The organism is Nocardioides pinisoli, from assembly GCF_024199985.1.
Taxonomy (GTDB): domain Bacteria; phylum Actinomycetota; class Actinomycetes; order Propionibacteriales; family Nocardioidaceae; genus Nocardioides; species Nocardioides pinisoli.
Window position 1 is genome coordinate 569,802 of the sequence record NZ_JANARS010000002.1, and the last position, 12,911, is coordinate 582,712.

Consider the following 12,911-nt stretch of genomic DNA (forward strand, 5'->3'; position numbering starts at 1 on the left):
GGTCAGGCGCGCGGACCGGCGACGTCGGCGTCGACCTCGCCCTTCTCGACCTCGCCCTTCTCGACCTCGCCCTTCTCGACCTCGCCCTTCTCGACCTCGCCCTTCTCGACCGAGAGCACGAAGTCGTCGCCGTGCTCGGTGACACCGGTGATGACCGCGGCCTCGACGGCCTCGATGGCGTACTTGCGGCGCACGACCAGCGGGTCCTGGGCCAGGTCCTTCACCAGCGCCACCGCCAGCCCGATCATGACGAGCACGAAGGGGAGTGCGGCGATCACCGTGATCGTCTGCAGGCCGCTGAGCGCGTCGGCCCCGCCGACGAGCAGCATCACCGCGGCGACGGCACCGGTGGCGACACCCCAGAAGATGACGGTCGGGCGGCTGGGGTGGATCGTGCCGCGCTCGGAGAGCGAGCCCATCACGATGGAGGCGGCATCGGCGCCGGAGACGAAGAAGATGCCGACGAGGACCATGACGACGATGCTCGACACCGTGGCGAGCGGGTAGGCCTCGAGGGTGCTGAAGAGCTGGTTCTCCAGCCCGCCGGCGCCCGCGATGTCAGTGCCCTTCTCCTGCAGGTCGATGGCCGCGCCGCCGAAGATGCAGAACCACACGACGCTGATGAGGCTCGGCACGAGGAGCACGCCGGTCACGAACTGGCGGATGGTGCGACCGCGCGAGATGCGGGCGATGAACATGCCGACGAACGGCGTCCAGGACAGCCACCAGGCCCAGTAGAAGACCGTCCATGACGAGAGCCAGGTGCTGACCTCGTCACCCTCGGCGGCCGTGCGGGCGGCCATCATCGGCAGGTCGGCGACGTAGCTGCCGATCGAGGTGGGCACCAGGTTGAGGATGAAGACGGTGGGGCCGACGATGAACACGAACAGGGCCAGCGCCACGGCGAGGACCATGTTGATGTTGGACAGCCACTGGATGCCCTTGGCCACGCCGGAGACGGCGGAGAGCACGAAGGCGGCGGTGAGCACGGCGATGATGCCGACGAGCACGCCGTTGCCCGTGTCGCCGAGCCCGGCGACGATCTGCAGGCCGGACTCGATCTGCAGGGCGCCGAGGCCCAGCGAGGTCGCGGAGCCGAAGAGCGTGGCGAAGATGGCGAACATGTCGATCGCCTTGCCGCCCAGACCGTGGGCGTGGTGGCCGAGGAGCGGCTCGAAGGCCGAGCTGATCAGCTGGAGACGGCCCTTGCGGTAGACGCCGTACGCGACGGCGAGCCCGACGACGGCGTAGATCGCCCACGGGTGCAGGGTCCAGTGGAACATCGTGGTCGCCATCGCGTGCTCCGCGGCGGCCGCGTTGCCGGCCTCCCCGGTGCCCGGCGGAGGCGTCACGAAGTGGGTGATCGGCTCGCTCACGCCGTAGAACATGAGCCCGATGCCCATGCCGGCGCTGAACATCATGGCCACCCACGAGATGGTGCGGAACTCCGGGTCCTCGTCGTCACGACCGAGCGGGATGTTGCCGAACTTGCCCAGCGCCAGCCAGATCACGAAGACGACGAAGGCGCTCGAGGTGAGCACGAAGAGCCAGCCCGTGTTCTCCATCGTCCACCCGAGGCCGGTGCCGGAGGCCTCGGCCAGGCTGTCGGTGGAGAGGAAGCCCCAGACGAGGAAGGCGAGGCTGACGACCGCGGTCACTCCGAAGACGAGCTTGTCGAGGCCGGTCTCCCGGTGCCCGGAGGGCTCGATGGCGGCGTCGAGGGCGGGGTGGGGGTCGTCGACGAGGTCGGGTGTGGGCAGGTCTCGGGGGTGTTCGATTCCGGTGGCCATCCGACGACCAGACCAAAGAACGGCACGGGGCGCAAACCGGGAGTATGCCCCCCGACTCAAACTGAGACGATCCCCACAGCCATCAGCCGCGCTGCGAGGCCAGCTCCCGGCCCCAGGCGCGCGCCCGCTCCAGCTCGCCGTCGACGAGCGGTCCGGGGGAGTCCTCCACGTAGAACGACTCCGTCGCCACCATCCGGCCGAGCCGGTGGTGCGCGACGAACCGCGCGGCGGCACGGGCCGCCGAGCCGGGAAGCCGGCGCACCTGGTCGGCGCGTGTGTCGAAGGTCGCCACGGGGCGTGAGCCGTCACCGGCGGGCAGCGTGTCGAGCCACTCGCGGATGCCGCGGTCCTCGTGGCCGGGCTCGGCGCCCTGGTCGTGGGCGCCGCGACGGGTCGTGGGCCGGCTCATCGAGAAGGCGTGGGTCGGGCCGCCGACCACGACGAGGTCCACCTCGTCGGGCAGCGGCGACGGCGCCGCCGCGACGTCGACGACCTGCACCGGTCCTCCGTCGCTCTCGGCCAGGCCGTCGGCGATCGCGTGGGCGACCGCCCGGGTGTTGCCCCAGTGGGACTCGTGGACCACGAGTGCGGTCATGACGTGCTCCTCTCGTGCGGGGTGACGGGACTGAAGGACCGGAGCCACACGCTGGTGAGCCAGGCGCTCGCCGCGAGCAGCAGGAGGCTGGGCACCGCGTCCGGGCCCAGGTGCACGTCGGCGTCGGTCGCGAGGGCGAGGACGGGACCGGCCCACAGCGCGGTGAACAGGGTGAGGATCTTGAGCAGTGCCACCGCAGCCAGCGGACCGCCCTCGGGGCGCCTGCGCAGCAGGAGGACCCCCACGGCGGCGATCGCGGGCAGCACGACCGCGAGGTCGAGGACGAAGACGGGGTAGGGCGTGCCGCCGACGCCCTCGGGCTCGGGCGGGCTCCCGCCCAGTGCGTACGGGACCAGCGTCGAGAGCCACAGCCCGGCGAACAGCACCGCGGTGACGACGAGGACCCAGCCGGTGGTCCGGATGAGCCGGGGCGAGGCAGTGGTGCTCGGCGGATCGTCGAGGAGACCCCGGAGTCCGCCGAGCAGGCCAGCGCCGGACAGGCTGACGATCAGCACGTAGAGGAGGAAGACCCGGTTCATCGGCACGCCGGTGACGTAGATCAGGTAGCTGTAGAGCAGGTAGGCGAGCAGGCCCAGCCGGGCGAGGTGGGCGGCGGTGGAGTGCACCCCGGGGCGGACGAGGAGTATCAGGAGGGCGGCCACAGCGATGCTGCACGCGTCCTGGGCCCGTGCCGACACGACGGTGGCCTCCGGCAGCGACCGGTACGGCGTCTCGGCGAGGAGGCCGTAGAGCGAGGCGCCGACCACGGCGGTCGCGAGCACCCACGTCGCCACGCGGGTGGTGATGGTGCTCGACGTGCGCACGGCAGGTGCAGACGGATTGGGCCGCGTCCGGGTGACAGGTGGGGTGGCAGGTGGGGAGGTCGCGGTCGCCGGGCCGCTCAGCGCGGGCCAGTCCGCGCGCGCCACCGGCACGAGCAGCAGGAGCGCGGGCACGCTCCACAGCCAGAAGCCGAAGCCGAAGGCCATCAGGAGGACGTGGAAGGCGATCACCCCGACCCAGCCGACCTTGGCCGCCGGGCCGCCGCGGAGCAGGAGGATCCCGAGTGCCACCTCTCCCGCGGCCAGGGCGAGGATCCAGGCAGTCGGGTGGGCCATCACGACGGACCGCCAGGTGTCGGCGACGAACGGCCAGAAGGACCCGTCGGCGAAGGTCCGGTAGGTCTCGGGGTCCGCGGCCACGATGCCCGCGTTGATGCCGCCCATCACGAGGTAGAAGCCGCCGACGAAGCGACGTAGGCCGGAAGCACGCGCGGAGGCACGCGGCACGGTGCCGGGGATCGTGCGCGACTGCAGCGTCGTGGTCACCGGTGCTCCTCCGTCGTCCGGCTCGAGGCTCCACCTCAAGGCTCCGTCCGCCGTGCCGTGGACGGTCAGGGGCGAAGGTCGTCGTGGCCGGGGACCTAGGTCCCCGGCTTGCCGGCCTCGGCGTAGGAGCGCACCACCGAGACGTTGAGGGGGAAGTCGATCGGCAGCTCGCGGAACAGCAGCCGGCCAGCGGTGGTCGCCGCCTCGGTCACCTCGCTGGCCACGGCGTCGGCGAGCCCGGCGGGGGCGTGCACCACCACCTCGTCGTGGAGGAAGAAGACCAGGTGCGGCCGGGACTCGACGGGGCCCTCGTCGCCGAGCCGCCAGAGCCGGTTGCGCAGGTCGGCGATCCAGCACAGCGCCCACTCCGCGCCGGTGCCCTGCACCACGAAGTTGCGGGTGAACCGGCCGACGGAACGCCGACGCCGGTCGAGGACGTCGAGGTCAGCCGGGGGCGCGTCCGGCGACTCGTCCCAGGACCCGCCGAGCGGGGGACTGCCGCGCCCGAGCAGCGTCCGCACCACCCGGCCCTGCTCGCCGGCGCGGGCGGCCTCCTCGACGAGCCCGAACGCCTGGGGGTAGCGCCGGGTCAGCTCGGCGACCATCCGTCCGCTCTCGCCGCTCGTGGCGCCGTACATCGCTCCGAGCAGGCCGAGCTTGGCATGCTGGCGGGTCGCGACGGCCCCGGCCTCCACCATCCCCTGGTAGAGGTCGGCGCCACGCGCGGCGCGAGCGAGGGCGCGGTCGCCGCTCATCCCGGCGAGCACCCGCGGCTCGAGCTGGGCCACGTCGGCGACGACGAACACCCAGCCCTCGTCCGCCACGGCCGCCGAGCGCACCTGCACCGGGAACGACAGCGCGCCGCCACCGTTGGACGACCACCGACCCGTCGCCGAGCCGGCAGGCTGGTAGACCGGGCGGAAGCGACCGTCGTGCACCCACTCGTCGATCCAGGCCCAGCCGTTGGTCGAGAACAGGTGCGCCAGCGACCTGTAGCGCAGGAGCGGCTCGACGGCGGGGTGGTCGACGGCACGCAGGGTGGACGCCCGGGTGTCGGTGACCTCGATGCCGGCCCGGCGCAGCGCGGCGAGCAGCTCGGGTTGGGAGTCGGGGTTCAGGCCGGGGGCACCCAGCAGCCGACGTACGTCGTCCGCGCACTCCGCCAGCAGCCGCGGCCGGGCGCCCCGGGGTGGGCGCGGCCCGAGCCGCTCGGTCAGCAGCGCCTCGTGGACGTCGACGCTCCACGGCACTCCCGCGTGCGTCATCTCGGCGGCGGCGAGGGCGCCGGCCGACTCGGCGGCGACGAGCAGCCGCAGCCGCGCCGCCTCGGGCGAGGCGTCGATGGCCGCCAGCTGGCGCGCGTCCTCGACGTCGGCCCGCAGGTGCTCCAGCGCGTCGTGCCCGCTGAAGAGGACGGGCTCGCTGACGGTCGCCGCCGGCCCGAGGCGGTCCCACAGGTCCGCGTCCTCGCCCTCCAGCAGCGCGTGGTCGACGGCGGGAGCGCGCGACAGCAGGCGCCGGGACAGGCGGAGGTCGTGGCACCGCGCCACCCGCACCCCGGCGGCCAGGAGCGGAGGACACCAGCGCGCGGTGTCGTCCCACACCCACCGGGGGGCGTCCGCCTCGCGCCCGGCCACGTAGGCCGGCAGGTCGGCGAGCGCGAGGTCCCGGCCGGCACCGCCCTCGACCACCAGGACGCGATCGCCCGGCAGCCGGGACAGGTGCACGCGCGTCATGGGGGACAGCCTCCCCGACGCCCGTCACGCCAGCTCGAGCACCTCCGACACGGGGCGGCGCGGGGTGCGGGCCGGCGGCGGCCGGCTCGTCGATCGCCATCCGACCCTGACGAGCAGGAGCGGGTGGGCCAGGCTGCCGAGCACCTCGGTCTGGAACGCGGCGCGCGTCTCAGGGACCTCGATCACCTGGCTCAGCGGCACCAGGGCCAGGCCCCCCGTCGTGGCGGCGAGCCACATGGCGCCGAGCCCCTCGCCCGCGCGCAGCCAGGCCGCTGCGTCGTCGCGAGTGTCGAAGAAGACCAGGAGGCCGTCGGACGCCTCCAGGTCGGGATCCGACGTGTCGTCCCCGGCGCCCTCGAAGCGGTTGCGATGGGCGCCCACGAGGTCGGCCGCTCCGGGTAGGGCGTCCGCCGGCACGCCGTCCTCGACGCCGCGGTGCCGCCAGGCCGCCTGCTCCGCCTGCGCTGCGGCGTCCGCCGACTGCACCCGGTGGGCCGTGCGGACGAGGCGCTCGGCGATGAACCGCTCGGACTCGTCGGTGAGGGCGACGGCCCGGGCGCCCCAGTGGTTGGCGAGCCGCGCGAGGTGGGCCTGTCGTTCCTCCGGCACCGGCCACGCGGTGAAGCGACGCCGGTCCGTGCAACGCCGGTCGAGGGCCGCCAGCGTATCCTCGGCCGTCGCGGGCGGCGGCCCGGGGGAGAGCACGAGGCGGGCCAGCAGCTCGGGCTGCGCCGGGTCGGGGTGGCGGGAGACCTGGGTCTCCCAGCCCAGCGCCTCCGCGGCGACCTGGGCGTGGTGCAGGGCTGCTCCGCAGCTGAGGGTGAGGTTGCGGCCGTCGGGGTCGGTCTCGCGGAGCTGGCGGGAGGGGTCGGCGAAGAGCTCGAGCATCTGCGACCCGCCGCGCCAGCGCCAGGGCTGGGTGTTGTGCACGCTGGGGGCGCGCGTGGCGATCTCCACGATCTTGTGCAGCGTCTCCACGGGGACGAGGCGGGTGGTGGTCATGGCCGGCTCCTTGGGGGTGTGCTCCTCATCCGAGTCTGCGTGCGCCCGGAGCCGGTCGTCAGTGCCGTTGGTCCCGCGCGGCCGGGGTCGTCGGGCTCTGCCGACCCGCACCCCGTGACTCCTAGCGTCGAGCCATGAGGACCGTGCCATGAGGAACGTGCCATGAGGACCCCGCCATGAGGGCCGCGGGCGACCCCAACGCCGCCCTCACGTTCCTGGGCGCGGTCGACACCGTCACCGGCAGCCGGTTCCTGCTCGAGACCGGGGGTGCGCGGGTGCTCGTCGACGCCGGCCTCTACCAGGGCCTGGCGGTCCACCGCCGGCGCAACTGGGAGTCCTTCCCGGTCGACCCGGCGGGCATCGACCACGTGGTGCTGACCCACGCCCACCTCGACCACACCGGCTACCTGCCCCGGCTGGTCAAGGACGGCTTCCAGGGCCGGGTGACGTGCACCGCGGAGACGGCCGAGCTGGCGGCCATCGTGCTGCGCGACAGCGCGCACCTGCAGCAGGAGGACGCGCGCTACGCCAACGCCGCCGGCTTCTCGCGGCACCACCCCGCCCTCCCGCTGTACGACGACCACGACGTGGAGCAGGCACTCCAGCTCATCGAGCCGGTGGACCTCGATGACCCGCTCGAGCTCGCACCCGGGGTCGGCCTCACCCTCCGATCGGCGGGCCACATCCTGGGCTCCGCCACGGCGGCGCTGCACGTGGCGGGTCACCGGGTGGCCTTCAGCGGCGACCTCGGCCGACCGCACCACCCCCTCCTGCGCCCTCCGGCCGACCCGCCCCGGGCGGACACCCTCGTGCTGGAGTCGACATACGGCGACCGGCAGCACCCGCCTCCGGACCCGACGCTCCTGGCCGAGGCGGTCAGCCGCACGATCGCGCGCGGCGGGACCGTGCTGGTGCCGGCGTTCGCCGTGGACCGCACCGAGCTCGTCCTCGTCGAGCTGCGCCGGCTGATGGAACGGGGCGACATCCCGGACGTGCCGATCTTCGTCGACAGCCCGATGGCCCTCGCCGCGCTGGACTGCTACCGCCGTGCCGCCTCGCGTGGCGGTCCCCAGGTCCGTGCGGAGGCGCGTGACCTCCTCGCCGACCTCGACGGGCCTGACGTGCACGCCGTCCACGACGTCGAGGGGTCGATGCGGCTCAACAGGCCGCGTACGCCCAGCATCGTCATCTCCGCGTCGGGGATGGCGACCGGCGGTCGCGTCGTCCACCACCTCGCCCACCAGCTGCCCGACCGCCGCAACTGCGTCGTGCTCACCGGCTACCAGGCCGAGGGCACGCGCGGGCGCCAGCTCGCCGAGGGCGCGCGGCAGGTGAAGATCCACGGGCACTACGTGCCGGTGCGCGCGGAGGTCGTCTCCGTCACCGACTTCTCGGTCCACGCGGACGCGCACGAGACCGTCGACTGGCTCAGCCGGGCCGCGGTCCCCCCGCGCACCGTCTACGTCGTGCACGGTGAGCCGCGCGCGTCGGCCGCGCTGGCGCGGCGGGTGTCGGAGGAGCTCGGCTGGACCGCCGTGGTGCCCTCCTACGGCGAGCGGGTGCTGGTCGACTAACCCGGCCCGCCGCCACGGTCGCGAGGAGGGGACTGGTGCGGCCGCGCGGAGGACCTCTGGCCCTGATCCGCCGCGCCCGCCGAGGAGCACCGTGGAGGTGAGACCACAGGGAGGGACACCATGGACACCAGGACCTGGGGGGCTGTCGTCGTCGGCGTCACCGGACGCGGACGCGAGACCTCGGCACTGCGCTTCGCCGTCGAGCACGCGCGGCGCGAGGGCGTACGCGTGGTGCTGGTGCACGTCGGTCGGGTGTCGCTGCCGACCGTGCCCGGACTCGTGGTCACGCCCGACGAGGCGATCGAGGTGGCCCGGCGGATCGTGGCCGACGTCGCCGAGGAGCTCGAGGAGCTCGTCGGCGGGCCGGTCGCGCACGACACCGTGGCGGTCACCGGAGTCCCCGCGCAGGTGCTGGTCGAGCTCAGCCGCGACGCCCGGCTCGTCGTCGTGCAGCACCGCACGTCGACTGCGCTCGAGCACCTCTTCGTGGGGTCCACCACCAACGGTGCCGCCGCCCGGTGCCACTGCCCCCTGGTGTCGGTGCCGGCCGGCTGGGAGCCCCCTCCGGGCGCCACGGCCGAGGTGGTGGTCGGGGTCCACGAGGCCGGGGTGCCGCGGCCGGTGCTCGAGACGGCGTTCACGTGGGCCGATCGCACCGGCGCCCCGCTCCGGGTGGTCCACGCGTGGCGCCTCGACGCCGCCTACGACGACATCATCACCCACCGGGTGAACGCCGAGTGGCGCGAGCAGCAGAAGCGGCTGCTGGCCGCGGCCGTCGCGGACCACCGCGACGCCTGGCCGGCTGTCCCGGTCGAGGTCGAGGTGCGGCACCAGTGGCCGGCCGACGTCCTGGTCGACGACTCGCGCAACGCCTCCCTCGTCGTCATCGGCCGGCGCGGGGCCCGCGGCTGGATCCCCGAGCACCTCGGCTCGCTCGCGCGCGCGGTCCTGAGGTCGTCGCTGTGCCCGGTGATGGTGGTGCCGGTCGACGCGGCCGACCCGGCGGTCGAGGACTGGGACCTCAGCGCTGACGAGGTCGCCCCGCAGACGTGACCTCAGGTCGCACCCGGATGATGGCGGGGTGCTGCACCGCCACCCCTTCCTCAGCCTGCTGACCCTGCTCTACCTGGGCTTCGTCGGCCTGGTGACGCTGACGCCGGCGCAGGAGCAGCCCGACTACGCCGGACTGGCGGGCCGCGTCCTGGCCCGCCTCGAGCGCTATCCCGACCTCGACCCTCTGACCAGCCGGCTGAGCATCGAGCGCATCGAGTTCCTCGCCAACATCGGGCTCTTCGTCCCGCTCGGGATGTTCCTGCTGCTCCTCGTGGGCTCGCGGCTGTGGCTGGTCGCGCTCGCTGCCGGCATCGTGCTCACCTCGATGATCGAGAGCGTGCAGCGCGAGATCCCCGGCCGGGTCTCCGACCCCCGGGACGTGGCCGCCAACTCGATCGGCATGTTCGTCGGCATCGCCCTGGCGATCGTCCTGACGCTCCCCGCCACGCTGCGGCGCCGACGCGAGCGGACCCGCCCCGCCTGACACGGGCTCCGACGACGACGAAGCCCCAGGCCGGTGGCCGGGGCTCGTCCGATCTCACTCCATCCAGGTGACGGTCGTGTCGCGGTCGGCGGCGCGGCCGTAGGGGTCCATCTGGAGGCAGCCCTTGCTCGTGCCCACCTCGGCCAGGCCGGTGAGGTCGCCCGCGCCGAAGACGGTGTTGTAGATGGTCGCCACCGGGGCCATGACCTGCTCGCGCCCCGAGGCGTGGCCCAGGCCGGTGGCGTGACCGATCTCGTGCAGCATGACCTGCCCCCATCCGGAGTGCCCGAAGCCGCCCGGCACGGAGGCGTGGCTCGCGTCGAGGACGACCATGCCGCCGACGATCGCGCGCTGCGTCCCGTTGTTGAGCGCCGGGTCGATCCTTCGAGTCGTCGGACCGCCGATCCCCACCACGCTCCCGGCGAGCCTGACGTCCTCGTCGGGGTTCGACCAGTCGACGGTGAACGCGGCGTCGCCGAGCGGAACGCGGGAGAAGGAGTGCCCGGTCTTCTCGGCGATCATGGCGAACGCCTTCGTCATGTCGGCCTCCGCTCCCGGGTAGGGCTGGGCGGTCGCGTCGTAGGACCAGGTGATGGTCTGGCACGCGTCCCAGCGCATCGAGTCGCCGGAACCGATGTAGGTCCAGTCGTCCGGGTCGCCCAGTGGCCCGGTCGGGGTCGGCTCGACGGTGGGCTCGTCGCTCGGGGTGGGCGCCACGGTCGGGGTGTCCGTCGGAGACGAGGTCGGCGTGACGGTGGGCGTGACGGTGGGCGTGACGGTGGGTGTGGCTGTGGGTGTCGCGGTGGGCGTCGCGGTGGGTGTGGCGGCCGGCGTCGGCGTCGGCGTCGTGGTCGGCGCGATGACCGACACCGCCAGGGTGCGTCTGACCGCCTCGAGCCGACCCAGTCGAGGCGAGGCGACGCGGACCGAGAGCAGCCCGGCCTGCGCGGGAGCGGTGATGCTCAGGGTGAACTCCCCGCGACGGTTCGTCCATCCGGTGTCGCCGGACCTCCACCTGCGAGCGCCTGCGCTCCTGTAGGTCACGATCGTCCTGCGGCGCGCCCCGGCCCGGCTCGTCGGGATGCGTCCGCGGACCTTGATCTGGCCGCCGGTCGTGACCGTCCCAGGAGCCTTCACGACGACGCCTGGCGCTCGCGTGGCATCGAGCGCCACAGACAAGGCACCCTCGGCGCTCGGAAGGCCGGGAACCGAGACGACGAACGGCGTCGTGGCCACGGCGACAGCGCAGGCCAGGAGGGCGGGCCGAGACATCGCGACCACCCCGGCACGGCGGCGCGACGGAGTCCGTGTGCGGATCGACCTCGGATGCTCGGACGGAGCTCCGCCCTCGGCGCGCGCAGGCAAGCCCAACCCCCACTCCAGCGATCACGTCGGTCGCGATCGTCGAGCCGAGTTCTACCCCAGGTGCCAGGGCCTGCGCAGGGAAACGCATCGTCCGGTCGCGGTGTGCGTCGCCGCCGAGAGGTGCCGCTGGAACGACGAAGCCCCAGGCCGGTGGCCTGGGGCTCGTCTGTTCCTCTGTGTCCGAGGGGGGACTTGAACCCCCACGCCCTAATACGGGCACTAGCACCTCAAGCTAGCGCGTCTGCCAATTCCGCCACCCGGACGAGTGCTGGAGAAGAGTAGCAAGGCACTTCGCCGCCGACGAATCGGGGTTGGTGCTCGCTCGTGGGGCAGGATGGACGGCATGGAACAGGTGCCCACTGACCCCTCGGCAGTCAGCTCGCAGGACCGTTCGTACGACCCCGCGAAGGAGGTCGTCCAGCTCTGCCAGGAGCTCATCGGCATCGACACCTCCAACTACGGCACGGACGACGGACCGGGGGAGCGCAAGGCGGCCGAGCACGTCGCCGCGCTGCTCGACGAGGTCGGCATCGACGCCGAGATCATCGAGGGGCGGCCCGGTCGGGCCAACGTCCTGGCGCGCTGGGGCGGCGGCGACGGCCGGGCGCCGTTGCTGCTGCACGGGCACCTCGACGTCGTACCGGCCGAGGCGTCCGACTGGCAGGTCGACCCGTTCGCCGGTGAGATCAAGGACGGTCAGGTCTGGGGCCGCGGCGCGGTCGACATGAAGGACTTCGACGCCATGCTGCTCAGCGTCGTACGGGCGCGGGCGGCGGCGGACGCGGCGCCCGACCGCGAGGTGGTGCTCTGCTTCACCGCCGACGAGGAGGCGGGCGGCCACCACGGGGCCGGGATCCTCGTCGACCAGCACGCCGACTGGCTCGCTGACTGCACGGAGGCCGTCGGCGAGGTCGGTGGCTTCTCGGCGACCGTGCGCGGGCGGCGGGTCTACCTGATCGAGGCCGCCGAGAAGGGCATGGCGTGGATGCGCCTCACCGCCCGTGGGCGGGCCGGGCACGGGTCGATGATCAACGACGACAACGCCGTCACCCGGCTCGCCGGTGCCGTCGCCCGCATCGGCGCCCACCAGTGGCCCGTGCGACTCACCCCGACCATGGAGGTGCTGCTGGCCACCGTCGCCGAGCTCGCCGGCACGGAGGCGACGCCCGACAACGCGGAGGCGCTCGTCGAGGAGTTCGGCGACGCCGCCCGGATGCTCGGCGCGGTCATCCGCAACACCGCCAACCCGACGATGCTGCGGGCCGGCTACAAGACCAACGTCATCCCCACCGACGCGCAGGCCACCGTCGACGGGCGCTTCCTGCCCGGCTACGAGGACGAGTTCTTCGCGACCCTGCGCGAGCTCGCCGGCGACGGCGTCGAGATCGGCTTCGAGTCCCACCAGCAGCCGTGGGAGACCCCCTACGACGGCGACCTGGTCGACGCGATGACGCGCAGCCTCATGGCCGAGGACCCCGACGCGCTCGTGGCGCCCTACACGATGAGCGGCGGCACCGACGCCAAGCACTTCCGCAAGCTCGGCATGCGCTCCTACGGCTTCGCTCCGCTGCGGCTGCCCGCCGACCTCGACTTCACCGCGCTCTTCCACGGCGTCGACGAGCGCGTGCCGGTCGACGCGCTCGAGTTCGGGGCGCGGGTCTTCGACCGCTTCCTCGACCAGGTCTAGACCCTCGGGTAGGTGTCGCGCACGTCACCGGTGGACCCTGGTGAGGGAATGGCGCGCGCTGTGGCATGGTTGCGTCCACGAAGAGCTTGCGTGCTCTGGGGGCGGTGGAACTCCGCACCGGCGGTCACAGTCCGCGACCCGACCACAGCCAGTGGCCGGTTGACCAGGTGGAACTCCTGGACCGACGGTCACAGTCCGGATGAGAAGTGCACGCTGACGGCTCGCACGCCATCCTCGCGTCCCGCGGGGAGCGTGCCCCGTCGCCCGCCCCCCTGAGTCCCACCCGGACCCGGAGGC

General features: G+C 73.4%; 10 protein-coding genes, 1 tRNA gene and 1 riboswitch. Of the genes, 4 read left to right on the forward strand and 7 right to left on the reverse strand.

The window, feature by feature from the left end:
• Positions 1–2: 2 nt before the first annotated feature.
• From NCI01_RS06860 to NCI01_RS06880, 5 genes are all read right to left on the reverse strand, one after another.
• Entirely contained in the window at positions 3–1,790 is a 1,788-nt protein-coding gene (locus tag NCI01_RS06860; protein ID WP_254180721.1) for a BCCT family transporter, read from the reverse strand.
• An 82-nt stretch (positions 1,791–1,872) separates the two neighbouring features.
• On the reverse strand, positions 1,873–2,385 hold the full coding sequence (locus NCI01_RS06865) for a flavodoxin family protein (protein ID WP_254180722.1): 513 nt from the start codon (positions 2,383–2,385) through the stop codon (positions 1,873–1,875).
• Positions 2,382–3,713 carry a hypothetical protein gene (locus NCI01_RS06870; RefSeq protein ID WP_254180723.1) on the reverse strand — a complete coding sequence of 444 codons (1,332 nt, stop codon included), beginning with the start codon at positions 3,711–3,713 and terminating at the stop codon, positions 2,382–2,384. The genes NCI01_RS06865 and NCI01_RS06870 overlap by 4 nt, the downstream gene beginning before the upstream one ends.
• A 95-nt stretch (positions 3,714–3,808) precedes the next feature.
• On the reverse strand, positions 3,809–5,449 hold the full coding sequence (locus NCI01_RS06875; RefSeq protein WP_254180724.1) for a bifunctional 3'-5' exonuclease/DNA polymerase: 1,641 nt from the start codon (positions 5,447–5,449) through the stop codon (positions 3,809–3,811).
• A gap of 24 nt (positions 5,450–5,473) precedes the next feature.
• Complete coding sequence (locus tag NCI01_RS06880) at positions 5,474–6,451, reverse strand: Acg family FMN-binding oxidoreductase (protein WP_254180725.1); 978 nt, start codon at positions 6,449–6,451, stop codon at positions 5,474–5,476.
• A gap of 176 nt (positions 6,452–6,627) precedes the next feature.
• Here NCI01_RS06880 and NCI01_RS06885 point away from each other — a divergent pair, with 176 nt between their 5' ends.
• The 3 genes from NCI01_RS06885 to NCI01_RS06895 all read left to right on the forward strand — a co-directional run bounded on the left by NCI01_RS06885 (position 6,628) and on the right by NCI01_RS06895 (position 9,562).
• Positions 6,628–8,025, forward strand: coding sequence for an MBL fold metallo-hydrolase RNA specificity domain-containing protein (locus NCI01_RS06885; RefSeq protein ID WP_254180726.1), 1,398 nt, complete (start codon positions 6,628–6,630; stop codon positions 8,023–8,025).
• Positions 8,026–8,145: 120 nt separating this feature from the next.
• The gene (locus tag NCI01_RS06890; protein ID WP_254180727.1) at positions 8,146–9,078 is read left to right on the forward strand and encodes a universal stress protein; all 933 of its coding nucleotides are present in this window, start codon (positions 8,146–8,148) and stop codon (positions 9,076–9,078) included.
• 28 nt (positions 9,079–9,106) lie between these two features.
• Positions 9,107–9,562: a VanZ family protein gene (locus tag NCI01_RS06895; RefSeq protein WP_254180728.1), complete on the forward strand. Its 456-nt coding sequence runs from the start codon at positions 9,107–9,109 to the stop codon at positions 9,560–9,562.
• Between the two features lie 54 nt (positions 9,563–9,616).
• Here NCI01_RS06895 and NCI01_RS22650 read toward each other — a convergent pair whose 3' ends face one another.
• On the reverse strand, positions 9,617–10,699 hold the full coding sequence (locus NCI01_RS22650; RefSeq protein ID WP_254180729.1) for a matrixin family metalloprotease: 1,083 nt from the start codon (positions 10,697–10,699) through the stop codon (positions 9,617–9,619).
• Positions 10,700–11,104: 405 nt separating this feature from the next.
• Positions 11,105–11,190: transfer RNA gene (locus NCI01_RS06905), tRNA-Leu, on the reverse strand.
• An 80-nt stretch (positions 11,191–11,270) separates the two neighbouring features.
• Between NCI01_RS06905 and NCI01_RS06910 the strand changes: the two genes are divergently transcribed.
• Positions 11,271–12,614 carry a M20/M25/M40 family metallo-hydrolase gene (locus tag NCI01_RS06910; protein ID WP_254180730.1) on the forward strand — a complete coding sequence of 448 codons (1,344 nt, stop codon included), beginning with the start codon at positions 11,271–11,273 and terminating at the stop codon, positions 12,612–12,614.
• Positions 12,615–12,700: 86 nt separating this feature from the next.
• Positions 12,701–12,830: riboswitch (FMN riboswitch) on the forward strand.
• Positions 12,831–12,911 lie beyond the last annotated feature (81 nt).

Bases quoted from the DNA above. Each gene is read 5' to 3' on its own strand.
- NCI01_RS06860 (WP_254180721.1), bottom strand. From the start codon at position 1,790: ATGGCCACCGGAATCGAACACCCCCGAGACCTGCCCACACCCGACCTC.
- NCI01_RS06865 (WP_254180722.1), bottom strand. From the start codon at position 2,385: ATGACCGCACTCGTGGTCCACGAGTCCCACTGGGGCAACACCCGGGCG.
- NCI01_RS06875 (WP_254180724.1), bottom strand. From the start codon at position 5,449: ATGACGCGCGTGCACCTGTCCCGGCTGCCGGGCGATCGCGTCCTGGTG.
- NCI01_RS06880 (WP_254180725.1), bottom strand. From the start codon at position 6,451: ATGACCACCACCCGCCTCGTCCCCGTGGAGACGCTGCACAAGATCGTG.
- NCI01_RS06885 (WP_254180726.1), top strand. From the start codon at position 6,628: ATGAGGGCCGCGGGCGACCCCAACGCCGCCCTCACGTTCCTGGGCGCG.
- NCI01_RS06890 (WP_254180727.1), top strand. From the start codon at position 8,146: ATGGACACCAGGACCTGGGGGGCTGTCGTCGTCGGCGTCACCGGACGC.
- NCI01_RS06910 (WP_254180730.1), top strand. From the start codon at position 11,271: ATGGAACAGGTGCCCACTGACCCCTCGGCAGTCAGCTCGCAGGACCGT.